The organism is Paenibacillus spiritus, assembly GCF_008710135.1.
Lineage (GTDB): Bacteria > Bacillota > Bacilli > Paenibacillales > Paenibacillaceae > Paenibacillus_AQ > Paenibacillus_AQ glufosinatiresistens.
The window spans coordinates 164,947-187,281 of record NZ_VYKK01000005.1 but is presented as its reverse complement, the minus strand read 5'-3'; the positions used below and the strand labels follow the sequence as shown (position 1 = coordinate 187,281).

At 58.4% G+C, this 22,335-nt stretch carries 23 protein-coding genes and 1 tRNA gene; 4 read left to right on the top strand and 20 right to left on the bottom strand.

All coding sequences use genetic code 11. The annotated features are described in order from the left end of the window. Positions 1–24: 24 nt before the first annotated feature. From hslV to F4V43_RS05345, 7 genes are all read right to left on the bottom strand, one after another. Positions 25–573: an ATP-dependent protease subunit HslV gene (hslV, locus tag F4V43_RS05375; protein ID WP_150457216.1), complete on the bottom strand. Its 549-nt coding sequence runs from the start codon at positions 571–573 to the stop codon at positions 25–27. A gap of 16 nt (positions 574–589) precedes the next feature. Further along, positions 590–1,966 carry an FADH(2)-oxidizing methylenetetrahydrofolate--tRNA-(uracil(54)-C(5))-methyltransferase TrmFO gene (gene trmFO / locus F4V43_RS05370; protein ID WP_150457215.1) on the bottom strand — a complete coding sequence of 459 codons (1,377 nt, stop codon included), beginning with the start codon at positions 1,964–1,966 and terminating at the stop codon, positions 590–592. Positions 1,967–1,997: 31 nt separating this feature from the next. Next, positions 1,998–4,097, bottom strand: a complete 2,100-nt coding sequence (topA, locus tag F4V43_RS05365; RefSeq protein ID WP_150457214.1) for a type I DNA topoisomerase — start codon at positions 4,095–4,097, stop codon at positions 1,998–2,000. A gap of 36 nt (positions 4,098–4,133) precedes the next feature. Beyond that, the gene (gene dprA, locus F4V43_RS05360; protein WP_150457213.1) at positions 4,134–5,264 is read right to left on the bottom strand and encodes a DNA-processing protein DprA; all 1,131 of its coding nucleotides are present in this window, start codon (positions 5,262–5,264) and stop codon (positions 4,134–4,136) included. Between the two features lie 140 nt (positions 5,265–5,404). After that, positions 5,405–6,334: a succinate--CoA ligase subunit alpha gene (gene sucD, locus F4V43_RS05355; protein WP_150457212.1), complete on the bottom strand. Its 930-nt coding sequence runs from the start codon at positions 6,332–6,334 to the stop codon at positions 5,405–5,407. 50 nt (positions 6,335–6,384) lie between these two features. Beyond that, positions 6,385–7,545, bottom strand: a complete 1,161-nt coding sequence (gene sucC, locus F4V43_RS05350; protein WP_150457211.1) for an ADP-forming succinate--CoA ligase subunit beta — start codon at positions 7,543–7,545, stop codon at positions 6,385–6,387. Between the two features lie 261 nt (positions 7,546–7,806). Beyond that, the gene (locus F4V43_RS05345; RefSeq protein ID WP_150457210.1) at positions 7,807–8,277 is read right to left on the bottom strand and encodes a MarR family winged helix-turn-helix transcriptional regulator; all 471 of its coding nucleotides are present in this window, start codon (positions 8,275–8,277) and stop codon (positions 7,807–7,809) included. A 149-nt stretch (positions 8,278–8,426) separates the two neighbouring features. Between F4V43_RS05345 and F4V43_RS05340 the strand changes: the two genes are divergently transcribed. Both F4V43_RS05340 and F4V43_RS05335 read left to right on the top strand, forming a co-directional pair. Then, positions 8,427–8,855: an organic hydroperoxide resistance protein gene (locus F4V43_RS05340; RefSeq protein ID WP_150457209.1), complete on the top strand. Its 429-nt coding sequence runs from the start codon at positions 8,427–8,429 to the stop codon at positions 8,853–8,855. A 126-nt stretch (positions 8,856–8,981) separates the two neighbouring features. Continuing rightward, positions 8,982–10,676 (top strand): YifB family Mg chelatase-like AAA ATPase, encoded by a 1,695-nt coding sequence (locus F4V43_RS05335; RefSeq protein WP_150457208.1) that lies wholly within the window; start codon positions 8,982–8,984, stop codon positions 10,674–10,676. Between the two features lie 126 nt (positions 10,677–10,802). Here F4V43_RS05335 and F4V43_RS05330 read toward each other — a convergent pair whose 3' ends face one another. The 10 genes from F4V43_RS05330 to F4V43_RS05285 form a co-directional block, all read right to left on the bottom strand. Continuing rightward, positions 10,803–11,315, bottom strand: coding sequence for a phosphoesterase (locus F4V43_RS05330; protein ID WP_150457207.1), 513 nt, complete (start codon positions 11,313–11,315; stop codon positions 10,803–10,805). A 77-nt stretch (positions 11,316–11,392) separates the two neighbouring features. Continuing rightward, positions 11,393–11,809, bottom strand: coding sequence for a hypothetical protein (locus F4V43_RS05325; RefSeq protein ID WP_150457206.1), 417 nt, complete (start codon positions 11,807–11,809; stop codon positions 11,393–11,395). Positions 11,810–11,915: 106 nt separating this feature from the next. Further along, complete coding sequence (locus tag F4V43_RS05320; RefSeq protein WP_223879784.1) at positions 11,916–12,347, bottom strand: YraN family protein; 432 nt, start codon at positions 12,345–12,347, stop codon at positions 11,916–11,918. After that, complete coding sequence (locus tag F4V43_RS05315) at positions 12,344–12,652, bottom strand: EscU/YscU/HrcU family type III secretion system export apparatus switch protein (RefSeq protein ID WP_150457205.1); 309 nt, start codon at positions 12,650–12,652, stop codon at positions 12,344–12,346. The genes F4V43_RS05320 and F4V43_RS05315 overlap by 4 nt, the downstream gene beginning before the upstream one ends. Beyond that, on the bottom strand, positions 12,649–14,859 hold the full coding sequence (locus F4V43_RS05310; RefSeq protein ID WP_150457204.1) for a DNA ligase: 2,211 nt from the start codon (positions 14,857–14,859) through the stop codon (positions 12,649–12,651). The genes F4V43_RS05315 and F4V43_RS05310 overlap by 4 nt, the downstream gene beginning before the upstream one ends. Before the next feature lie 61 nt (positions 14,860–14,920). Continuing rightward, entirely contained in the window at positions 14,921–15,616 is a 696-nt protein-coding gene (locus F4V43_RS05305; protein WP_223879800.1) for a ribonuclease HII, read from the bottom strand. A gap of 162 nt (positions 15,617–15,778) precedes the next feature. After that, positions 15,779–16,639 carry a ribosome biogenesis GTPase YlqF gene (gene ylqF / locus F4V43_RS05300; RefSeq protein ID WP_150457203.1) on the bottom strand — a complete coding sequence of 287 codons (861 nt, stop codon included), beginning with the start codon at positions 16,637–16,639 and terminating at the stop codon, positions 15,779–15,781. A 33-nt stretch (positions 16,640–16,672) separates the two neighbouring features. Continuing rightward, a complete protein-coding gene (gene lepB / locus F4V43_RS05295; protein WP_150457451.1) occupies positions 16,673–17,281 on the bottom strand; it encodes a signal peptidase I in 609 nt (202 codons plus the stop codon). A gap of 225 nt (positions 17,282–17,506) precedes the next feature. Continuing rightward, positions 17,507–17,851 (bottom strand): 50S ribosomal protein L19, encoded by a 345-nt coding sequence (gene rplS / locus F4V43_RS05290; RefSeq protein WP_150457202.1) that lies wholly within the window; start codon positions 17,849–17,851, stop codon positions 17,507–17,509. Positions 17,852–18,010: 159 nt separating this feature from the next. Further along, entirely contained in the window at positions 18,011–18,298 is a 288-nt protein-coding gene (locus F4V43_RS05285) for a hypothetical protein (protein WP_150457201.1), read from the bottom strand. A gap of 230 nt (positions 18,299–18,528) precedes the next feature. On the opposite strand from F4V43_RS05285, the gene F4V43_RS05280 reads away from it, so the two are divergent. Both F4V43_RS05280 and F4V43_RS05275 read left to right on the top strand, forming a co-directional pair. Next, the gene (locus tag F4V43_RS05280; RefSeq protein ID WP_150457200.1) at positions 18,529–19,542 is read left to right on the top strand and encodes a hypothetical protein; all 1,014 of its coding nucleotides are present in this window, start codon (positions 18,529–18,531) and stop codon (positions 19,540–19,542) included. Between the two features lie 120 nt (positions 19,543–19,662). Then, positions 19,663–19,736 (top strand) — tRNA-Pro (locus tag F4V43_RS05275). 279 nt (positions 19,737–20,015) lie between these two features. On the opposite strand, the gene F4V43_RS05270 is transcribed toward F4V43_RS05275, so the two are convergent. The 3 genes from F4V43_RS05270 to rimM form a co-directional block, all read right to left on the bottom strand. Then, positions 20,016–20,567 (bottom strand): putative glycolipid-binding domain-containing protein, encoded by a 552-nt coding sequence (locus F4V43_RS05270; RefSeq protein WP_150457199.1) that lies wholly within the window; start codon positions 20,565–20,567, stop codon positions 20,016–20,018. Positions 20,568–20,939: 372 nt separating this feature from the next. Continuing rightward, the gene (gene trmD / locus F4V43_RS05265; protein WP_150457450.1) at positions 20,940–21,740 is read right to left on the bottom strand and encodes a tRNA (guanosine(37)-N1)-methyltransferase TrmD; all 801 of its coding nucleotides are present in this window, start codon (positions 21,738–21,740) and stop codon (positions 20,940–20,942) included. Beyond that, positions 21,740–22,264 (bottom strand): ribosome maturation factor RimM, encoded by a 525-nt coding sequence (gene rimM / locus F4V43_RS05260; protein ID WP_150457198.1) that lies wholly within the window; start codon positions 22,262–22,264, stop codon positions 21,740–21,742. The genes trmD and rimM overlap by 1 nt, the downstream gene beginning before the upstream one ends. Positions 22,265–22,335: the final 71 nt, after the last annotated feature.

The following is a 22,335-nucleotide window of genomic DNA, read 5'->3' as shown; positions in this document are numbered from 1 at the left end:
GCTCCCTTCCTTCCTGGCGCTTGGCTACGCTTGGATCTGTTCCACAATAATATTGGAATTCGTATAGACGCATATTTCCGAAGCGATCTGCAGCGCTTCTCTGGCCATCTGGCCGGCGCTCATATCGGAAGCATGCCGTTTCAGCGCCCGAGCCGAAGCCAGCGCAAAATTGCCGCCTGATCCGATAGCCAGCACATCATCATCCGGTTCAATGATCTCGCCATTTCCCGAAATCAGCAGCATCCCGTTCTTATCCATTACGATCATCAGCGCTTCCAGCTTGCGAAGCACCCGGTCCTGCCGCCAGTCTTTGGCGAGCTCGACGGCGGCCCGCTGCAGATTGCCGTGATGTTCCTCCAGCTTGCCCTCAAACTTCTCGAACAGCGTAATGGCGTCGGCTACGGAGCCGGCAAAGCCCGCAATCACCTGACCCCGGTACAACCGGCGCACCTTCTTGGCCGTTGTCTTCATGATGACGCTTTCTCCGAACGTAACCTGCCCGTCTCCCGCAATGGCGGCTTCGCCATTGTGGCGGACGGCGCAGATGGTGGTGGCATGAAAGCTTGGCAGCATATTCCCCTACCTCCTCCTAGGATGGATTCCGGACTTCGGCAGCCGGGGCCTTATAAGCCAGGCCGCTCTCTACCGCGAACTGCTCCAGGCTGTCCAGCGCCCGGAGGGCCAGCATTTCATTCTTCTCCTTCTTGCTCTTGATCCGTTTCTCGGGTTTCGGCAGCAGGCCAAAATTAGCGTTCATCGGCTGGAAATGCGCCGGGTCCGCTGTGGTGATATAGGCCGGCATACTGCCAAGCACGGTCTCCTGCGGGAAGATCACCGGTTCTTCGCCGAGCGCAGCCCGGGCAGCGTTCAGACCCGCGATGAGCCCGGAAGCAGCCGACTCGACGTAACCCTCAACTCCCGTCATCTGACCGGCAAAAAACAGCCGCTCGTTCCCTTTTAGCTGATAGGTGGGATGCAGCAGCTTCGGCGAATTGATGAAAGTGTTGCGGTGCATGACGCCGTAACGGACATATTCCGCGTTCTCCAGACCCGGGATGAGCGAGAATACCCGCTTCTGTTCGCCCCACTTCAAATGCGTCTGGAATCCGACCAGGTTATAGAGCGTTCCGGCCGCATTGTCCTGGCGGAGCTGGACGACGGCGAACGGCAGCTTGCCCGTATGCGGGTTGACGAGGCCGACCGGCTTCATCGGTCCGAACAGCGCCGTCTGCTTGCCGCGCTTCATCATGACCTCGATCGGCATGCAGCCCTCGAAATAAATCTCCTTCTCAAAATCCTTCAGAGCCGCCGTCTCGGCCGATACCAGCGCATCATAGAAGACGTTGAATTCCTCTTCCGTCATCGGGCAGTTCAGGTAAGCCGCTTCTCCCTTGTCATACCGGGAGGCGAGATAGACCTTGCTCATGTCGATGGAATCCTTCTCCACGATCGGCGCCGCCGCATCATAGAAGTAGAAGTACTCTTCGCCCAGCAATCTGCCGATCTCGGCGGACAACTCCGGCGAAGTCAGAGGTCCGGTGGCAATGACTACAATGCCTTCCGCCGGAATTCGCCCTACCTCTTCATGTATAACTTCAACCAGGGGATGATTATGCAGCGTATCGGTAATTTCTCCGGAAAAACCGTCCCGGTCAACGGCCAGCGCGCCGCCGGCCGGAACCGCGTTGCGGTCGGCAGCGCCGAGGACGAGCGATCCGAGCCGCCGCATTTCCTCTTTGAGCACTCCAACCGCGTTGCCCAAGCCGTTCGCCCGGAGCGAATTGCTGCAGACCAGCTCGGCGAACTTGTCCGTATGGTGGGCCGGCGTCTTCACGACCGGCCGCATTTCGTACAGGCGTACCGGCACGCCCTGTGACGCGATCTGCCAGGCGGCTTCGCTGCCCGCCAGGCCTGCTCCGATAACGGTTACCGGAGCGGTTGTTCTCTGCTTCGTTGATTGACTCAAGATGTGTACCCTCCATTAAATCGCAAATGCCTTATTCCGCCGCCTCATCATCGGCTTCTTCCACCATCTCCGTATGATCGCAGGACGTACATTGCAGCTTCACGCCCTGCTTGCTGCGTTTCTCCACCATCCACGCGCCGCATTCGGGACAAGACTTGGCAGACGGCCGGTCCCACGAGACAAAATCACATTCCGGGTACCGGTCGCATCCGTAGAAGACGCGTCCCTTCTTGCTCCGCCGCTCCACCACCTTGCCTTCGCCGCATTTCGGGCAGCCGACTCCGATATCCTTGATGATCGGCTTCGTGTTGCGGCAGTCCGGGAAGCCCGAGCAGGCCAGGAATTTGCCGAACCGGCCCAGCTTGTAGACCATCGGGCTTCCGCATTTCTCGCAGAGCTCGTCGGAGACCTCGTCAACGATTTCAATCTCCTTCATTTCTTCTTCCGCTACATCCAGACGCTTCTTGAACGGCCCGTAGAATTCAGCGAGCACTTCCACCCAATCCTCGGAGCCTTCCTCGACATGGTCAAGATCTTCCTCCATATGGGCCGTGAACTCCACATCGAGAATCTCGGGGAAGAACTGCTCCATCTGTTCAATGATCAGTTCGCCAAGCTCGGTCGGCATGAATTTCTTCTCTTCAATGGCCACATAGCCGCGTTTCTGGATCGTCTCCAGCGTCGGCGCATACGTGCTCGGACGGCCAATGCCCAGTTCCTCGAGCGTCTTCACCAGTCTGGCTTCCGTATAGCGCGGCGGCGGCTGGGTGAAATGCTGCTTCGGCTCGACTTCGCGGCGCTCCAGCCGGTCTCCGGCCGCGAGCGGGGGCAGATATTTATCTTCCTCGGTCGTACCGTCGTCGTTGCCCTCGACGTATACCTTCATGAAGCCCGGGAAGGATACCTTGGAACCGACGGCCCGGAAGACCGCCGGCCCTGCCTGAATGTCCACCGAGAGCGTATCGAGCACAGCAGACGACATCTGGCTGCTGACAAACCGCTCCCAGACGAGCTTGTAGAGCCGGAACTGATCGCGGCTCAAATACTCTTTGACGCTGTCCGGTTCCCGAAGAACGGATGTGGGCCGGATGGCTTCATGGGCATCCTGGGCCCCGGCCGCTTTTTTGGAATACTGCCGCGGTGTTTCCGGGGCGAATTTCTCGCCGTACTTGCCTACGATCAGCTCTTTAGCCTCATCCTGCGCCGTTGTGGAAATTCGCGTCGAGTCGGTACGCATGTACGTAATCAGACCGACCGTTCCTTCCTTGCCCAGCTCGACGCCCTCATAGAGCTGCTGTGCCACGGACATGGTCTTCGACGCCCGGAAGCCGAGCTTGCGCGCCGCTTCCTGCTGAAGCGAACTCGTCGTGAAGGGAGCGGAAGGATGACGCTGACGCTCCTTCTCTTTCACTTCGCCGACTATGAAATCGGCGCCTTCAATCGCCTTCAGCACTTCCTGGACGTCGCTCTCGCGGCCAAGTTCCTTTTTCACACCGTTCATCTTATGGAACTTCGCTTCGAACACGGAATCCTTGATCCCAAGGCGGGCGGTGATGCTCCAGTACTCCTCTGGCACAAATGCCGAAATTTCATTCTCCCGGTCCATGATAATCTTGACGGCCACCGATTGAACCCGGCCCGCAGACAGTCCTTTTTTGACTTTCTTCCATAATAAGGGGCTGATCTGATAGCCGACCAGTCGGTCGAGAATCCGGCGCGCCTGCTGGGCGTTGACGAGATTCATGTTGATTTTGCGCGGCGTCTTGAACGCATCCTTGACCGCCTGCTTCGTGATTTCGTTGAACACTACCCGGCATTCCTGGGTATCGTCCAAATCCAGCGCATGGGCCAGATGCCAGGCGATAGCCTCTCCTTCGCGGTCCGGGTCAGCCGCCAGATAGACATTCTTGACTTTCTTGCTGGCGTCCTTAAGTTCTTTCAGTACAGAGCCTTTGCCCCGAATGGTAATGTATTTGGGATTAAAGTTGTTCTCGACTTCCACCCCGGTCTGGCTTTTGGGCAAATCCCGAATATGTCCCATGGATGCTTTGACAATATATTTGCTGCCCAGGTATTTGCCGATCGTCTTCGCCTTCGCCGGCGACTCGACAATGACCAGTGAATCCGCCACAGGTTCGTCCTCCTCGTAAAATTAACGCTTCCTCTTTTATACGATTTTATAAGTAGCGCCCGGTAATTGAACCACCGCTTTTTTTATGATTAAAGATAGCAGAAGCGAATGCAAAAGTCCAAAATCATACCCGCTCCGGCCCAGCAGTTCGTCGAAAGTAAAGGGGCCCTGATGCAGTATATGGTATAGTTGGGACTCCTCACTTGTCAAATTGTTTTCGTCCAGAGCGAGCGTTCCCCCTTCGCCTGTTGGTCCTCCGTCCGCCTTGCCCGCCCCCTCTCCGGGCAGTGTCCGGAGCCAGGGTTCGCGGTATTCCTCCCAGATATCTTCCGGGCTTGAGACCAGCTTCGCCCCCTGTTTCAGCAGATCGTTCGAGCCCCGGCTCTTGGGAGAAGTGATCGGTCCCGGCACGGCAAAAACATCGCGTCCCGCCTCCAGCGCCGCGTCCGCTGTAATCAGGGAACCGCTCCGGCTGTCCGCCTCCACCACCACCGTCCCGAGCGCAAGTCCCGCGATAATGCGGTTGCGCCGGGGGAAGAGACCCGGATGGCTCTTCGTTCCGATCGGGTATTCGCTGACCACCAGGCCCTCCCGCTTAATAGCCCGCAGCAGGCTCCGATTCTCGGGCGGATAAATTTTGTCGATTGCCGTCGCCATGACGGCAATCGTGCCGCCCGGTCCCGGCAGAGCCGCTTCATGGCAGATGCTGTCGATCCCGCGGGCCAACCCGCTGATAATCGTCATCCCCTTGGCCGAGAGCGCCGAGGCCAATGCTTCTCCGACCCGGCGGCCGTAGACGGTCGGAGCCCGGGTACCGACCATGGCAATGGAAGGCCGTGTCAGCAGTTCGGTCCGGCCGCGGAGATAGAGCACCCAAGGCGGCTCGGCCGCTTCGCGCAGCCGGAACGGATACGCTTCATCCGTGACGGCAAGATAGCGGTACCCGGAAGCCTCCAGCAGCTCCAGCCGGCGGGCGATCCAGTCCGGCGACCACTGCTTCGCCAGACGGTCCGCCGCCGCAGGCGGAAGCCCAATTCCGAGCCATTCCTTTTCCGAGCAAGAGAAAGACGCTTCGGTCAGCATCCCGCATCGCACAATCCGGTTCAGGCTGGCCCAGCCGATCCCTTCCATTTCATGCAGTCCAAACAGCAATTCGCTGCGATTCATTTCATGGCCTCCTTCAAATGGTCTTAACAAGTCATCCAACGCAAAAAAGCAACCTCTCCTCCCGCGCGGGGAATGAAAGGTTGCTTACCTCTTGCTTCCATTATACTCGAATAAACCGTTCCATCAATGGCCTGCCGGAATCAATGTGTCGTGCAGGCGTTGAGAATGCCCTGCTCTTCCAGCACTTCGACAAGCGTTGCGCCCATTTCAGCCGGAGTTGGAGCCACCCGGATGCCGCAGGCTTCAAGCACCGCGATCTTCTCCGCCGCCGTCCCTTTCCCGCCCGAGATGATCGCTCCGGCGTGGCCCATCCGCTTCCCCGGAGGAGCAGTCGTTCCGCCGATGAAACCGACAACCGGCTTGGTCATATGCTCGCGGATCCATTCGGCCGCCTCTTCCTCCGCCGTCCCCCCGATTTCGCCGATCATAATTACGGCCTTGGTGCCCGGATCGTCATTGAAGCGTTTCAGGATATCGATGAATTCCGAGCCTTTGACCGGATCGCCGCCGATGCCGACTGCCGAGGACTGGCCGATTCCGCGCGAAGTCAGCTGATGCACCGCTTCATACGTCAGCGTCCCGCTTCGGGAGACGACGCCCACATAACCCGGCATATGAATATAGCCCGGCATAATGCCGATCTTGCATTCGCCCGGTGTAATGACGCCCGGACAGTTAGGTCCGATCAATACCGTGGAATGGCCTTCCATATAGCGTTTGACCTTGACCATATCCAGCACCGGAATCCCTTCCGTAATACAGATCACCAGGTCAAGCTCGGCATCGACTGCTTCCATAATCGAGTCGGCGGCGAACGCCGGCGGCACATAAATCACGCTCGCCGTAGCGCCTGTCGCCGCCTTGGCTTCCTTCACGGTATCAAAGACCGGAAGGGTAACTTCGCTGCCGTTGTCGAGTGTAATGGAGACATTCGTTCCGCCTTTTCCGGGCGTTACCCCGCCGACCATCCGGGTACCGTAATCAAGCGCTCCCTTGGTATGGAAGAGACCCGTAGATCCCGTAATCCCCTGTGTAATCACCTTCGTATGCTTATCGACAAGAATGCTCATTCAACGTCACATCCCCTTAAGGTTGGTAAAATACGCAGCGAATCATCCGCCTACTGCACCAGAGCCACAATTTTACGGGCCCCGTCCGCCATGGAATCGGCCGAAACGATATTCAGCCCGGAGCCGGCCAGAATTTCCTTGCCCAATCCGACATTCGTACCCTCCAGACGGACAACGAGCGGCTTGGTGAGTCCCAGCTGTCCCGCCGCTTCCACCACACCGCTCGCGATCACGTCGCAGCGCATGATGCCTCCAAAAATATTAATGAAGATTCCGTTCACCTTATCGTCGGACAAAATGATCTTGAAGGCTTCCGTTACCTTCTCCGCCGTCGCGCCGCCCCCTACGTCCAGGAAGTTGGCCGGTTCGCCGCCGTAATATTTGATAATATCCATTGTAGCCATAGCCAGACCTGCACCGTTGACCATGCAGCCGATGTTCCCGTCCAGGGCTATATAACTGAGGTCATATTTGGACGCTTCAATCTCCTTCTCGTTCTCTTCCTCCAGGTCCCGCAGAGCGAGAATGTCCTTATGGCGGAACAGCGCATTGGAATCAAAGTTCAGCTTGGCATCCAGCGCCAGCACCTCTCCGTCGCCTGTAACGACAAGCGGATTGATCTCGGCAATGGAGCAGTCATTATCCACAAATGCGGAATACAGCGCTTGCATAAACTTGACCGCTTTATTCGTCAATTCTTTTGGAATGCCAATTCCGTAGGCCAGCTCCCGCGCTTGAAAAGGCTGAAGTCCGACGGCCGGATCAATGACCTGCTTAAAAATCTTCTCCGGATGCTCGGCAGCCACTTCCTCAATCTCCGTGCCGCCTTCTTCCGAACCCATCAGCACGACGCGTCCGGTTCCGCGGTCCACCACAAGACCGATGTAGTACTCCTTGACAATCTGGCAGCCTTCTTCAATCAGCAGGCGTTTGACCACTTTGCCTTCCGGTCCCGTCTGGTGGGTAACCAGCGTCTTGCCCAGAATTTCTCCCGCATAGCTGCGGACTTCATCCAGATTCTTCGCGACCTTCACGCCTCCGGCTTTACCCCGGCCGCCGGCGTGGATCTGCGCCTTCACGACCGTTACCGGACTGCCAAGCTCCTGCGCCGCAGCAACCGCTTCTTCCACCGTATAAGCGACTTTGCCGTTCGGTACGGCAACGCCGTACTTCTTAAGCACTTCTTTTCCCTGGTACTCGTGGATATTCATTGACGGAAGCCTCCTAAAGTGTTGCGGGATCGCGGCAGGCTGCCTGCCGTTCATTCCGCATTCCGTTTTGATTGCCGCAAGGTCAGGTCCGGGAGAAGATATGTAGCCATGCCAATACTCCCGGAACAGGTTGAGAGTCACCTGAAGCCGAGAATATTGTAACATGATTTAAAAACGCTTACCTCAAAAAGTTGTCGATCTTTATACATACATTTTCGCATGATTTCATATCAAAACGCGATTGATTTTATAGACAGAACCTCACACCTTGGATGGAGACTTGAAATTCGCCTGATGTACCCGGCCCAGAAGGTCCTTGAACTGGCACAGCAGCGCTCCGAATTCCTCCTCGGACAGCATGGTTCCTTCGGCAATTTTGCCGGGGATCTCCCTTGCCTTCTCCTGAAGGGCCCAACCGGTGTCGGTGAGAGTAATAAGCACTTTGCGCTCGTCTTCGAGCGACCGGTCACGGTTGATGAGTCCCGCAGCCTGAAGGCGCTTGAGAAGCGGCGTCAGGGTCCCGGAATCCAGATAAAGCTCTGCGCCGAGTTCCTTGACCGTGCACTGCTTCTTCTCCCACAGCACAAGGAGCACCAGATACTGCGAATACGTTACGCCGAGCGTGTCCAGATAAGGCTGATACAGCTTCGTGATTTCACGAGAGCAAGCATAAATGGTAAAGCATAGCTGATTATCCAGCAGCAGTTCGGGCGTTGTTGTTTTTTCATCCATTATGGTCACCTGCTTTCTTATGACGATCATATCATAAATGCGGACGGAATTCATGATAATAGCAAAAAATGAATTGACATTTTCTTTTATTATGATAAATTAGATTGTGTAAAATATAATTTACTAAAATGAATTGGAGCGAAGAACCCATGATGACCATTCAGCAAAAAATGTACGAAACCACGGTTAAGGCTGTCGGCGGCCGCGACGGCTATGTCGAATCCGCTTCCCCGGTCTTCTCCCACAAGATTTCTACCCCCCGTGAGATGGGCGGAGCCGGCGGAGAAGGGACCAATCCTGAACAGCTGTTCGCAGCCGGTTATGCGGCCTGCTTCGACAGTGCGCTGAACATGGTGGCCCGGATGAGCCGGACGAAGATCGAGGGCAGCGAAGTAACGGCTACGGTCAGCTTCGGCAAGGTGGAAGACGGCGGCTTCGGCATCGGCGTGAAGCTGGCGGTGCTGGTCTCAGGCGTTGATCGCGAGACGGCCGAGAAGCTGGTGGAAGGCGCCCATGCAGCCTGCCCGTATTCCCGCGCTACCCGCGGCAACATTGCGGTGGAGATCGAAGTTCTCTGATTTGATTTTTGGGAGAAGCCGGTTATATAATGAAGGAAAGTTTTTGCGGTTCTTGCAGAGAACCGGCGGAGAATGGCGGAAGCACCCCTTTTCTGGACACTTTACAGAAGAGAGGGTGTTTTTGTCATGTACGGAACGTTGAACAGCGCTTGTCTGTACGGCATCGAAGGGGTGATGATTCAGGTCGAGGTGGATTTGTCGAGCGGTCTGCCCCAGACCCATATTATCGGACTGCCGGACTCCGCCATTCGGGAGGCGGTTGAACGCGTCCGCGCTGCGGTCAAGAACTGCGGCTACCGCTACCCGCAGCAGCGGATTACGATTAACCTGGCCCCTGCAGACCTGCGAAAAGAAGGCTCTGCCTTTGACCTGGCCATCGCGCTCGGACTTCTCGCCGCCAGCGGCCAGCTCGTTCTTCCGGAGCCCGACCGGCTGCTGCTGATCGGCGAGCTGGCGCTGGACGGCAGCCTCCGCCCGGTCACCGGGGTCCTGCCGATGGTTGCGGCTGCGCGGAGCTGCGGCCTGAACGCCGTACTGCTCCCCAGAAGCAATGCGGCGGAGGCCGCGCTGGTCTCGGGCATGCAGATATATGCGCTGAACCACCTGAAAGAACTAGCGGACTCCGAACCGGCCGGTGAATCGTCCGCTCCCGGCTTAGCGTCCGGCGGCTTGGAGATCAGCGGAATCGGGCAGTTCCCGGTCTCCAGTGAAGCACTCCCATTCCCGGTCTACGAGAGCGGGCCGCTGCATTCTGTGTCCCAGCCGCTTGTTCTCCGGTCACTGGAGCATTTGCGCTACCACCCTGTCCCCTCATCTTCCGGTGCAGGAAGTGGACTGGAGCCGGCAGAAGACTACAGCGACGTCCGGGGCCAGCATCAGGCCAAGCGCGCGCTGACCATCGCGGCCGCCGGGATGCACAATATTCTGCTTCTTGGCCCTCCCGGTACCGGCAAGACCATGATGATCAAACGGCTGGCCGGCATTCTCCCTCCGCTCACCGAGACGGAGGCATTGGAGGCGACGAGAATCTACAGCGCTGCCGGTCTGCTCCGGGAACCCGGCCAAGGCTTGCTGCGCAGCCGTCCTTTTCGGTCGCCGCATCATACGATCTCTGCCGCAGGCATCATCGGAGGCGGCAGTATTCCGAAACCGGGTGAGGTCAGCCTTGCTCACCGGGGCGTTCTCTTCCTCGACGAACTGCCCGAATTTCCGCGCGGAGTGCTGGAATCCCTGCGCCAGCCGCTGGAGGACCGTCTGGTGACAATCAGCCGGGCAAGGGCTTCTTTTACCTATCCGGCTCATTTCCTGCTGGCGGCTTCCATGAACCCCTGCCACTGCGGACTTCTCGGGAGCAATCACCCCCACCTCCGCTGCACCTGTTCCACGGCGCGCATTGCCCACTACCGCTCCCGGATTTCCGGCCCGCTGCTGGACCGCATCGACCTCCAGGTCGATGTTCCCCGTCCCCGGGATTCCGCCGCCACTGCCGCCGAGCCTGCGATGAGCACCGCCGATATGCGGGCAGCCGTCGAGCGGGCCCGGCGCATGCAGCTGGCCCGCTACGCCGGGCGGCCTTTCTCCTGGAACAGCGAGCTGTCGGGCTCTGCGCTGCAGCAGTACGCTTCCCCCGGCAGAGATGGGGAGGCCCGGCTCCAGGACCTTATGGAGACGCTAGGCCTGAGCCTGCGCTCCTACGACCGCATCCTGAAGGTCGCCCGCACGATCGCCGATCTGGAAGAAGCAGCAGACATCGCCCCCTCCCATATTGCGGAGGCGCTGCAGTATCGGATACTGGACCGGAAGGGGCATGAGGAGGAGTAGAATAACGCAGAATAAAGCAGTGCCCTAACGAAGAGGCATGCACCAAAAAGCTGCCTGGGAACCTGTTGGCCCAAGGCAGCTTCTTCGGCTTGATCAACCCGCATGAGACGTCTATGGTTGCAATCTTCACTTTATCTCTCCTGCCAGAATACGCCGCATCTCACCGAACGACACCGGGCGATAATTCCAATGTTCGACGCAGACGTTGAAATGCTGTTTGTCTGCGTATTTTTGCCCGTGAATATGACCGTGCACATTTACAAAAGGCATATGCTTATTCATATAGAGCGGTTCGTGGGTCAGCAGAAAGAAGTTCTGATAGATCAGCCCCGTCTCGTGGGCTTCCTGGAATCCGGCGTCAAGCCACCAGGAACGGGTGCGTCCGTGCTCGCGGTCATGATTGCCGAGGATTAGAATCTTGTAGCCGTTCAGACGAGACACGACCCGCCGGGTCTCCTCCTGATCCAGCACCGAGAAATCTCCCAGATGGTAGACCCGGTCTTCCGGCGTTACCGTCTCATTCCAGCGGGCGACCATGACTTCGTTCATCTCCGGCACACCCGGGAACGGCCTGGATTCCACATCCAGAATAGACCGGTCGCCAAAATGATGGTCTGAGGTGAAAAATACGTCTGCCATTTTGATCCTTCCTCCATCCCGCTTCTATGTATCCGGTATTCACTGCCGAAGCAGCGAATACCGTCGTCCCGCGCCGGTTAGCTGCGAAAGTCGCGTTTAGGATAAGGGCGGTTGTCGCTCCTCGTCTTAATCAGCTCGGACAGCATGGGAACACTTTCATTCTCGATCAGCCAGTTGCGCATCATCTTGATCGCTTCGACCTGACCGTTGCCCTGGTCTCTCCATGTCAGCTGTTCAATGACCTTAATAATTAAGGACATGAGACTCTCGTTGCTGTTCTCGGACTGGTCAGCGCGGAACTTCTGGAACATGGCTTCATTCTCCCAGTCGAACAATATCTCATCGGCAACTGCCGGGCGCATCACCGTATATACCTGTCCACAGTCCGAGCAGCTTACAGAGGAGACCGGGCTATCCATAAACGTAATGGTGATATCCTGTTTGCATGTTTTGCATGTAAAACGGACTTCAATCTTCGATGGATCCTGATCCATGGTGCCAGCCCTCCTCCTGGTGACGCAAGAAGTATACTACATCTATACCCACTTCCTGTCCGGCCTGACACTTAAGCCGCCGAGCCGCCACCTTCGCATCGCCCTGTCAGAAGGCATCCCGGATATGATGAAGCGAAGCCACCCGCATCCCGTCCTCCAGCCTTACGGCAATGACGTCAAAGGATACGGGCCGCTCCGCCCCGCCGCTAGCATGCAAAAACATGGACGCGGCCCGCCGCACCCGGTGCTGCTTGCGGACGTCTACCGACTCTTCGGGAGTACCCAGCAGCGAACCGCCGCTGCGTGTGCGGACTTCTACAAAGACCGTCACACCCTTCAGCTCCGCAATGAGGTCCAGCTCTCCGGCCCGGCAGCGCCAATTCCGTTTGATAATCCGGTATCCGCGGGAACGCAGGTACTGTTCGGCGGCATCTTCTCCCGCCTGGCCCTTCATCCGGCGTCCATCCATTCGGTCCCGGCGCGGCTGCTCCCGCCTGAGGCAGTCGCCTCCGCCCGTACCGTTCGCCTTGATCTTCAAGAGTCCCGCCTTCTTCCCGCCTCCGCATCGCTGCGATAGACATAACTCAGAATCTCGGCAACGAGCTGGTACAGCTCGGATGGAATCTGCTGATCCAGATCCAGCTTGGAGAGGACTTCTACCAGAGAGGCATCCTCCTGCACCGCTACCCCGTTCTCTTTGGCCCTCTGCAGTATCGCCTCTGCCAGATGGCCTTTCCCCTTGGCGACCACAACCGGAGCTTCGGTCTGGCCGGGGACGTATTTCAAGGCCACCGCCTTCTTCTGTAAAAGAGAGGGACCTGTTTCTTCCGGCCGGTCCTTCATATCCGATAATCCACTCCTTTGTAGGACTCGGGCGTATACTCGGCCACGCCGCCGTTCAGCCCGGCGGGCGTGCCTGTCTTCTCTGCGGGGACGGGCAGCCCTTCCGTTCTAAACCCGGACAACTGATAGCCGATGTTCTCAACCGCGGCCCGGATGTCTTCGCGCGATTCTTCGAAGGCTTCCTGCACCCATGCCAGATCATTATGCAGCCTCAGGCTGACAATCCGGTCCACGACCTGCACATCCACCAGCGTCTGTCCCAGCCGCTTCATGTCCAGGTCGAACCAGAGCCGGCAATTGGATGCGTCCAGTTCGCCCTTGCGTCCGCGCCGGGACTGGATCTGAACCGAAGCGGTCTCCTCTCCGTCCGGCCCGCGCAGCGGCAGGAACAGCGTCACCTGGGCGAACGGCGTCGTCCGGTCGGTGTTCAGCAGCAGCTGCTGTCCCGTCAGCTGCTGAACGAGCTGCCCGGCGGTCTCCTTGACCGCCGCCGGCACATCGCTGCTGCCCAGAAGCTGCAGCAGCGTGCCTTTGAGGCCGCCGTCCGCAGCGGCGGCCGCCGGTCCGCCCGGCTGCGCCGCTGCCGGGCTCTGCCCCGGGTCCGCGGCGAGCCCGCGGACCGCCTGCTGCTCGTGCTCCGCGCCGAGCAGCTTCAGCACGCGCGCCACCCACGCGCCATCGGCGTGGGCAGGCGCGTCTGCGCCGGCGGCGGAGGCGCGCCCGCCGCCGGCAGCGGCCGCCGGTTCCCCCGGCGGCCGGTCGCTTTCAAGCTGCGGCTGCGTCCGCCGCAGCTCCGCCAGCACGCCCTGCAGCTTCGCCAGCAGGGCGTCTCCCCCGCCGCCCGCAGGCACGGCGGGGTTCCCCGCGCCGCCTCGCGCAGCGGCGGCGGGATCGGACCCCGCGGCTGCGCGGCCCGCGGGCGCAGGCGGCGCCTGGTCCGCTCGGGCGGCTTCCATTGAGCGCCCTGCCGGAGCGCCGGCGCTATCCGAAGCCGCATCGCCCGCAGGCGCTCCCGGGAGGGCAGCGCCGGGCGCGGCGGCAGCAGAATCCGCGCCTCGCGGAGCGCTGTCCCGGCCCACCGGAACCGCCGTGCCCGCCGTCGTCCCCGTCTCCGGGACCCCGCCGGACATAGGCCGGGACACGGAAGATCCGGCCTCCCCGCCGGATTCCGGCGTCCGCTGTCCTTCAGGCGCGGCCGCTTGACGGGGGGCCGATCCTCCGGGAGACGGCGCTTCCGGTTCAGCGGCCGGACCTGCGGCCTCCCCGGTCAAGGCGCTCTCCGGCATTGGCGGAGACTGCCCGCCGGAGACGCCTGGATTTCCGGCAGAAGCCGCCGGGCTCCCGGCATTCTCTGCCCGGACCGTTCCTTCTCCAACCTGGGCAGCCGCGGCAGCCGCTGCCGCACCGGAGGCTCCGCCCGGCCCTCCCGCTGCGCCCTGCACGCTTCGCGGCGACGGCTGACCGGCGGAGGCTGCCGGAAGCCCCGCGTCGCTCACGGCCGCCCGGGCGACTGCCTCCCCTACGGCTCCGGGCTGTGTCCCGGAGGCCGGCTGTGCCGACGGCCGCACCGCAGCTTCATTTCCGCGGAGCTGAGGCGCCTGTTCATCCGGCAAATCGCCGGATGCCCACTGCTCCAGTTCATGCTCCAGTTTCGCAAGAAGCTCATGCAGGCGCGGACCGAAGATCGCCTGCTGAAGCCCCTTTACCGTCTCTGCGGTCAGCGGCAGACCCCGCTTAAGCGATACGGCCGCCGCCTCCAGCCACTGGGAGACCGGAATCGGACCCGGCTTGGAGGCAAGGAGCTGACTAAGCCGCCCTGCCGTCTCCTTATCCAGCGGAAGCTGGGCTCCGCGCATTACATCCAGAATGGCTTTTCCTTCGCGCTCATTCGCAAGTCCGAGGGCTTCTAGGGCGTCTCCTACGCTCATGGCAGCGGCGGCGGCCGAATCGGGAACCGCCTTCAGTACCGGGAGTCCCGCTTCGCCGGGCGCGCCGACCTGAAGCGACAAGGTCTGGCCAGGCTGCAGCGGCGTCTCCAGTTCGGCCCGAACCGGCGTTCCCTGAATCTGAACAACCGCTTCCCGGCCTGTCTCCGATACGTTCAAGACGACGCCGCGCACGACCTGGCCTTCGCGAAGCTCCAGCGACTTGGGTTCGCCCGGCTTGCTGTCGCCCAGAAGACCGCGAATCAACGAACCGATGTTCATACTCCCTCTCCTCCTTCCGCTTTCTCTCCCTTATATCGGCTTCGCACCCTTCCCGCTGAAGCTAGAACAACGTCATCTGCTCAGCCGCAATCCGCCCCAGAAAGCTGCGCCGGTGCAGGGGCGTCGGCCCAAGTTCCGCAAGCTTCTCCCGGTGCAGCTTGGTGGCGTAGCCTTTATGTACAGAGATTCCATATTCCGGATACATCTCGTCCCAGGCCCCCTCGCAGAGCCTGTCCCGCGTAACCTTCGCCACGATGGAAGCTGCAGCGATGGACTGGCTATTGGCATCTCCTTTGATAATCGCCTTCTGCGGCAGCGACAGATCTACCGTCTCGGCATCGACCAGCAAATAATCCGGCTCTTCTCCCAGAGCCAGCACCGCTTGGCGCATCGCCAGCCGGGCAGCCTGCTTGATGTTGATTTCGTCGATCCTTCCGGCATCCACGAACCCCACGCCTACCGCCAGCGCCTGCTCCATAATCTGTTCATACAGGCTGTCCCGTTTCTTGGCCGACAGCTTCTTGGAATCATCAACGCCCTCTATGACCAGTCCTTCGGGCAGAATCACCGCCGCTGCGACCACGTCGCCGAACAGACAGCCCCTGCCCACCTCATCTACTCCGGCAATTCTTCGATAAGACAGGCTCCAGCATTCTTTCTCGTAAGCCAGCCGGTCGATTTCCATTTCCGGTTCCATGCTCTTCTTCAAGTGTGTTCTCCCCGTTTCCTCGAGTCGTCTAACGGACCCGCTTCGAATCCTTGCTCTCTCTTCCAGCTTACCACACGACGCCAGCCCGTACATCCATCCAAAGAACGCCAGCACTTTTCCCGCACAAAAAAACCGCGCTCTCCTGAGGGAGCACGGTTGTTCGGGTCCAATTGCGCCGGTTCATCGCCCGGCGGCGGTTCTATACGCTTCTTACGGCGTTTCCAGCGTGAAGCGGCCGAGCTTGCCGGCGCGCAGCTCATGCAGCAGCGCGCGCGACGCTTTTTCCAGATCGACCCGTCCTCCGCTCACCAGGCAGCCCCGCTTGCGTCCAACGGCCTCCATGACCGCTACAATCTCATCCGGATTCTCGGTGTCCTCCGGCAGCTTGTCAATCCCAAAGCGCTCCTTGAACCGGTCGCCGTAATCGTTCAGCAAATACTTCACGGCGTAGAAGGCAATGTCCTCCACATTGAGGATTTCTTCCTTGATCGCCCCGGTAATCGCCAGACGGTAGCCTACGCTCTGATCTTCGAATTTCGGCCACAGAATTCCGGGCGTATCGAGCAGTTCCAGACTGTCGCCCGTCTTGATCCACTGCTGGCCCTTCGTTACACCGGGACGGTCGCCCGTCACCGCAATATTGCGTCCCGCCATCCGGTTAATCAGCGTGGATTTGCCCACATTTGGGATGCCGACAATCAGCGCCCGCATCGCCCTGGGGTTGATACCCTTGGCAATCTGCCTGTCGATCTTCTCCTTAAGGAGCAGACGGACCTGATCCGGGATCTCCTTCACGCCGGTGCCCGTTGACGCATCCACCGGATGAACCGCATGGCCTTCCGCCTTGAAATACGCGATCCACTTCCGTGTGCTCTCCGGGTCGGCCAGATCGGCCTTGTTCAGAATAATCAGACGGGGCTTGTCCCGCAGAATATCGTCAATCATCGGATTGCGGCTGGACAGCGGCAGACGGGCGTCGAGCAGCTCGATGGCAACGTCGATCAGCTTCAGCTTCTCTTCAATCTGCCTCCGGGCTTTGGTCATATGACCGGGGAACCATTGAATGGTCAATGCCGTATGCCTCCTTGGGTATTCGATTCATGGTTAATGCTTGATCCAAGTGAAATCCTTGAGCGGCCAGAAGACCAGATCCGCGCGACCTACGATCTCATCCAGCGACACATAGCCGATCATCCGGCTGTCCGTGCTGTCCGAGCGGTTGTCCCCCATTACGAAGACATGTCCGTCCGGAACCGTGCCGTTCGGGAACGTTTCGTTCGGGAAGTTTTTATCGTTCCACAGCTGGTTGTTCTCATGCGCCTGTTCCAGAGCCTTCTTGAGATACGGCTCGTCGATCGGCTTGCCGTTGACGGTAACGACGTCTCCTTCCACCTGAACCTTATCTCCCGCAACGCCAATGACGCGCTTGATAAAGTCCCGGCCTTCCTGCGGCACATGGAAGACGATCACTTCTCCCCGCTCCGGTTCACGGAATTTGTACAGAATTTCATTCACGATTACCCGCTCGCCGGTATGAAAACTGGGCTTCATCGACGGACCGTCCACAATAAACGGCTTGAAGAGCAGCCAGCGTATCAGAATGACCAGCACCAGCGCGATGGCGATGGCTTTGATCCACTCCAGCACCTCATTCTTCTTCTTGGGAGGCCGCCGTTCGGCGATCTCGCCGCCTTCTCCCGGTTCCTGCTGCAATTGATCCTGCTGCATGGTTCACCGTCCTTTCCATCCTCTCACTTTCCTACACTTCAGCATATCACAAGTGCAAGCAGGGTTTCCAATCCCGCAGGCGTTAAAGAACCCCACGCAGGTGGGGCTGGTATGCCGTCTTATTTCATCTATGCAAGGCGAGCGCCTCGCATCGGATATTTTGGATAAACGAAAAGGGCTTGTAACCAAGCCCTCCCCCTTACCGCCGGATTAGCGACGGATTTCTTTAATTCTGGCAGCTTTACCGCGCAGTTCGCGCAGGTAGTACAGCTTGGCACGACGAACTTTACCGTGACGTGTCACTTCGATCTTATCGATCTTCGGCGAGTTCAGCGGGAATGTTCTTTCAACGCCGACACCGTAAGAGATTTTACGTACTGTAAAAGTCTCGCTGATGCCGCCGCCGTGACGCTTGATCACAACGCCTTCGAACAGCTGGATGCGTTCACGTGTGCCCTCAATTACCTTAACATGCACCTTCAGCGTGTCGCCCGGGCGAAAGCTCGGGATATCTTTGCGAAGCTGCTCTTGCGTAATCTGTTGCAGGATATTCATTAAGGATTTCCTCCTTCCCGTACAGGTGTTCATGCCTCTTCCGGAGAGCCGTGCTCTCCCTCATTATCCGCAGCGGACCACCGTATTCACAACAAAAATTATTCTATCATATTCTAAATCTCCGGGCAAGCCTATTTCCTCATAAAAAAGACATTTGTTCTAGAGCGGCAGCATATCCCGCTTCTTGGCCTTATCCCGGCAATCCCGGCATAATCCGACTACCGATCCATTGTCCTGCGCGTAGAAAATCAGTTTGCCGTTCTTCCGTTTGCAGGAGGAGCAGGGCTGTTCCTCCGGTTTGGACCGGAGCTGCCTGTGCCGATCAAGCGGGATGACTTTCCGATTCGTCTCTTCTTGTACGCTGTGCGGCGGGACGCCCTGTTTACGCAGGAAGATCATTACTCCCGCGATTGCCAGCAGCAGTACAGCAATCAGCAAATAAGTCATAGGCAGGTTCCTTTCTGCTTGAGAATGGTCCAACCGTCAAGACCCCATCCGGGTTTCTTCCATTATAATGAACCCCCCGCAGCCGCACAAGTAGGCCCCGCCTAAGGTCTAGGAAGAATACCGTCTAAGGTCTCTTTTTCATCTTTTTACCAGCCTTTACAATAGACATAGCATACATACATCTTTGGAACCCTTGGCATCATGGAGCTAACACAGACAGGAGGAACGTCATGAAGCGTTATCCCAATCGTCCCTTTCTCGCCGCAGCCCTAGTGTTCGCGGTTATCGTATCAGGCTGTACCGAGCTTAGAGGCCGCAATGACAGCGAGAACGGCACACCTGCCTCTTCGGTAAGCGTGGAGGAACAGGTGAACCAGGCCGTCAATGAGATCGGCGGGCAGGCCGGAAGTGCGGCTGGACGGATAAGTGAAGAAGTTAATCAGGCTGTAGAGGGCATCGGCTCCGCTGTTGCGGAGCAGGCCGGGCAAGTCGCGAAGGACGCAGCCAATCAGGCTGCCGCCGGCCTTGCCGATTCTCTGGACCAAGCCGCGGCAAGCCGGACAGTCTCGGCCGATCGGCAAGCGGTAGCAGGTGGTACGCTCGCTCTGGATAACCCGGTCGGCAATATTGAAGTTCGCAGCGGATCAGGCGACTCGATCCTTGTACAGGCGGAAGTCAAGGTATACGGTCTGAAGCAGGAGTCCCAGCAGAAGATTCTCGACGAGGCCGCTGTCCGCATCGAGCAGAAAGGCAAGCGATTCAACGTGCATGCCGTCTCCCGGGACGGCCGGGATATCTGGAAGTGGGCCCGCAGTAAATACGGCAATGATAACTTGTCCATCTCGTATACGGTGATGGTCCCTCCGTCTATCGCACGCTTTGATTTGACGGCCGATGTCGGCAACCTGGATGTGTCCGGCGTCAGCGGTCGTTTTCAGCTGTCCAGTGACGTAGGCATCGTCCGGTTGAGCGGAGCCGGCATCGACGGAGCTTCCAGCCTCAGCACTGATACCGGCTCGATCAGCGTGGAGGTCGCCGCTCTGGCGGATGACGCGAGCTTGACGGCAACGGCGGATGTCGGCGCTATTCACGCCTCGTTCGACCCCGGTATTGCCTTTACCTTGAAGACCGACGCAGAGCTCGGCTCGGTGACCGGGGCCAAGAAAGGGACCGAGAAGATTAACGGCGGCGGCCCTAAAGTGACGCTCGTATCTTCCGTCGGCGCGATTGATATCCAGCACTGACGGGCAGGATGACAGAAGGTGCCCGGCTCGGGCGCCTTCACTTTTTTCCCTTGCAGCACTCAGCGCGTTTAAGGTATAATACTAAATGTCTTCGACGAAGCATACATATCTTCTTATCATCGGGGTATGGCGCAGTCTGGTAGCGCGCACCCTTGGGGTGGGTGAGGCCGTGGGTTCGAATCCCGCTACTCCGATTCTTTCTTCAGGAAGCAGCCGATTCTATGAATCGGCTGCTTTTTTGGAGTTGATTTTGCGATTATTTCAATTTTTAGATAGATTTCAGCCCGCAGCTGTGCTATACTGGCCGTACAAGGAAAGGAGGTGCGTTCACATCCATTATGATATGTCGAACGTATCCCTTACCCGGGCCGCCTTCGCATAAGCAGCAGGCGGTGGCGCGGGATACGGATCACGCAGGTTAGCGCCACGGGTAGAGAGACCGTCTTCGGACGGTCTTTTTTCATGTCTGTCCCTCAATACTTCCGGGTGAACAGACCGGGATAATCCTTGACGAGCCCGTCCGAGTCGACCTCCAAAGTGGCGCGGTACGTCGGACTGCTGTACTCAAAGCTTCGGCAGTCGTTGTTCTCTTCGATCAGTGTGTATACCTGCTCCACCTTATGAAGCGTCAATTCCGGTACTTTAATGTACACCATCTGACAGACCTCGGGCCGGTTCAAGCGCCACTCGATCCGGCGAATAGGCAGCGAATTGGTGAAAGGCGTGCATGAAATATCCACCTCAATCGCACCGGCCAGTTCGAGCGCCTCTTCTCCGTCAGAGTCCAGCCACCGATGATCGGGAGTGCTTTCCAGATACAGCGACCGATTAAGTGCAGGAATTTCGAGGTGTACCCGCTTCATCCATCCATCCGCAGCCTCGAGTTGATACTCGATCTTCAAAGGTACCGCATCCTCCAAGGTGATTAAGGTGCTCTGGGCCCGCAGTGAAGTTCCCGATAAGGTGACTTCCAGCAATTCGGAGCCATAGGTTCGATTGTTCTCCCATACTGCCGTTCTCTTCATGGACACTCCTTTCCTTCCCGAACCCTTTCATTAAAAAACCAATGCCGCCGCACAGCCGGGGTACGGCTGAATCGGATTCATTGGTTGGTCATCGAGCCTGTCGGTCCGGACGGTCTTTCACCGGACGAATCACCGTTCAAGCTTCCTTCTTGCCGGTATAGAAGTTGATAATATCGCTTACGGTGCGGAGCGGCTCCGCCGGTCTCAGTGCTGCATTCATTTCCGGTTTATATGTGTCTTGCGTCTTGGTTGCCATCGTTTCATTTCATCCTTTCGCGTGGTTAGCCTTCTCTGTGATTTACGGCGCCTCTTCTTATTACCCCGTATCCCCACAAATGAACACTTTACCAATTTATGCGAGAGGTGAATATTTTATGACAGCCCTGTCTCCGCCTTGATTCTCTCCAGCATCCGCAGGTCCTTGTCCGTCAGCTCCGCCTGCTCCAGAAGGTCGGGACGGCGCTCCAGCGTACGGCGCAGCGCTTGTTCACGCCGCCATTGTTCAATGTTGGCATGATGACCGCTCAGCAGCATGTCGGGCACCTTCCAGCCCCTGAACTCCGGAGGACGCGTATAGTGCGGATATTCCAGCAGACCGGTGCTGAATGAATCTGTTACCGCCGACGTTTCGTTGCCGAGCGCTCCCGGCTGCAGCCGAACCACCGAATCCACCACAGTGAGAGCGGCCAGCTCGCCGCCGGTAAGCACATAGTCGCCAATCGATAGTTCGTCCGTCACCAGATGCTCCCGAATCCGCTCATCGTAGCCTTCATAGTGGCCGCAGATAAAGATCAGATGGCTCTCCTGCGCCAGTTCTTCCGCGATCGCCTGATTGTAGCGTCTTCCTTGCGGGCACATCAGAATAATGCGCGGCGGACGCCCGGACGGCGCCGTGTGCGGCTCACCGCTCACTGTTCTTCCCGTCTCCGGATCTGTGTAGACCTTGTGCAGCAGGTCTTCAACCGCCGCAAAGATCGGCTCCGGCTTCAACACCATGCCGCCCCCTCCGCCGTACGGCGTGTCGTCGACAGAATGATGTTTGTTGTTCGCATAATCGCGGAAATTCAAGGCTTGCAGTTCGGCAATGCCTTTCTCACGTGCTTTGCCCAGAATGCTTGTCCCCAGCACCATCTCGCACATCTCCGGGAACAGCGTAATGAGATCAATCCGGATCATGGCAGCAGGCCTTCCATCAGATGAACCTTGATGCGCTTGGAGGCAATATCCACATCCACCACGACGTCATGAATAACCGGGATCAGTATATCCGGTCCCTTCGGCGGCTTGACCACCCAGACATCGTTTGCGCCCGGTGTCAGAATCTCCCGGATTACACCGAGTTCACGGTTCTCCGCTTCGTCCGTCACCACCGTGCAGCCGATAATTTCGTCAAAATAATACTCATTCTCCGGCAGTTCGACCCGGTTATCCCCGTGCACCTGCACCAGACTGCCCTTGTACTTCTCGATCTGGTTAATATCGGTGACGCCTTCCAGCTTCACGATATACATTCCTTTATGCTCTCTGGCCGACTCCACGGTTACCTCCAGCCGCCCGCCTGTCTCCGGAGAGATCAGCAGCTTGCTGCCCGGAGCGAACCGGACCTCGGGGAAATCGGTACGGGACAGCACTTTAATTTCGCCGCGGATGCCGTGGGTATTGACCATTTTGCCAACCGTTAACAGAACTTCGCTCATGGCCGTTCTCCTTTCCAATCTCTTTCTATGTTTAAAAAGAGGAGCCGGGAGTTACCCCAGCCCCTCTTTGC

Excerpts from the sequence above, each read along its gene's own strand:
- rimM (WP_150457198.1), bottom strand. The coding sequence starts at position 22,264 with ATGAGCGAAGTTCTGTTAACGGTTGGCAAAATGGTCAATACCCACGGC.
- sucD (WP_150457212.1), bottom strand. The coding sequence starts at position 6,334 with ATGAGCATTCTTGTCGATAAGCATACGAAGGTGATTACACAGGGGATT.
- F4V43_RS05270 (WP_150457199.1), bottom strand. The coding sequence starts at position 20,567 with ATGAAGAGAACGGCAGTATGGGAGAACAATCGAACCTATGGCTCCGAA.
- F4V43_RS05325 (WP_150457206.1), bottom strand. The coding sequence starts at position 11,809 with ATGGATCAGGATCCATCGAAGATTGAAGTCCGTTTTACATGCAAAACA.
- hslV (WP_150457216.1), bottom strand. The coding sequence starts at position 573 with ATGCTGCCAAGCTTTCATGCCACCACCATCTGCGCCGTCCGCCACAAT.
- F4V43_RS05340 (WP_150457209.1), top strand. The coding sequence starts at position 8,427 with ATGATGACCATTCAGCAAAAAATGTACGAAACCACGGTTAAGGCTGTC.
- sucC (WP_150457211.1), bottom strand. The coding sequence starts at position 7,545 with ATGAATATCCACGAGTACCAGGGAAAAGAAGTGCTTAAGAAGTACGGC.
- dprA (WP_150457213.1), bottom strand. The coding sequence starts at position 5,264 with ATGAATCGCAGCGAATTGCTGTTTGGACTGCATGAAATGGAAGGGATC.
- F4V43_RS05315 (WP_150457205.1), bottom strand. The coding sequence starts at position 12,652 with ATGAAGGACCGGCCGGAAGAAACAGGTCCCTCTCTTTTACAGAAGAAG.
- F4V43_RS05310 (WP_150457204.1), bottom strand. The coding sequence starts at position 14,859 with ATGAACATCGGTTCGTTGATTCGCGGTCTTCTGGGCGACAGCAAGCCG.
- F4V43_RS05335 (WP_150457208.1), top strand. The coding sequence starts at position 8,982 with ATGTACGGAACGTTGAACAGCGCTTGTCTGTACGGCATCGAAGGGGTG.
- rplS (WP_150457202.1), bottom strand. The coding sequence starts at position 17,851 with ATGAATATCCTGCAACAGATTACGCAAGAGCAGCTTCGCAAAGATATC.
- F4V43_RS05330 (WP_150457207.1), bottom strand. The coding sequence starts at position 11,315 with ATGGCAGACGTATTTTTCACCTCAGACCATCATTTTGGCGACCGGTCT.
- F4V43_RS05280 (WP_150457200.1), top strand. The coding sequence starts at position 18,529 with ATGAAGCGTTATCCCAATCGTCCCTTTCTCGCCGCAGCCCTAGTGTTC.
- F4V43_RS05345 (WP_150457210.1), bottom strand. The coding sequence starts at position 8,277 with ATGGATGAAAAAACAACAACGCCCGAACTGCTGCTGGATAATCAGCTA.
- F4V43_RS05285 (WP_150457201.1), bottom strand. The coding sequence starts at position 18,298 with ATGACTTATTTGCTGATTGCTGTACTGCTGCTGGCAATCGCGGGAGTA.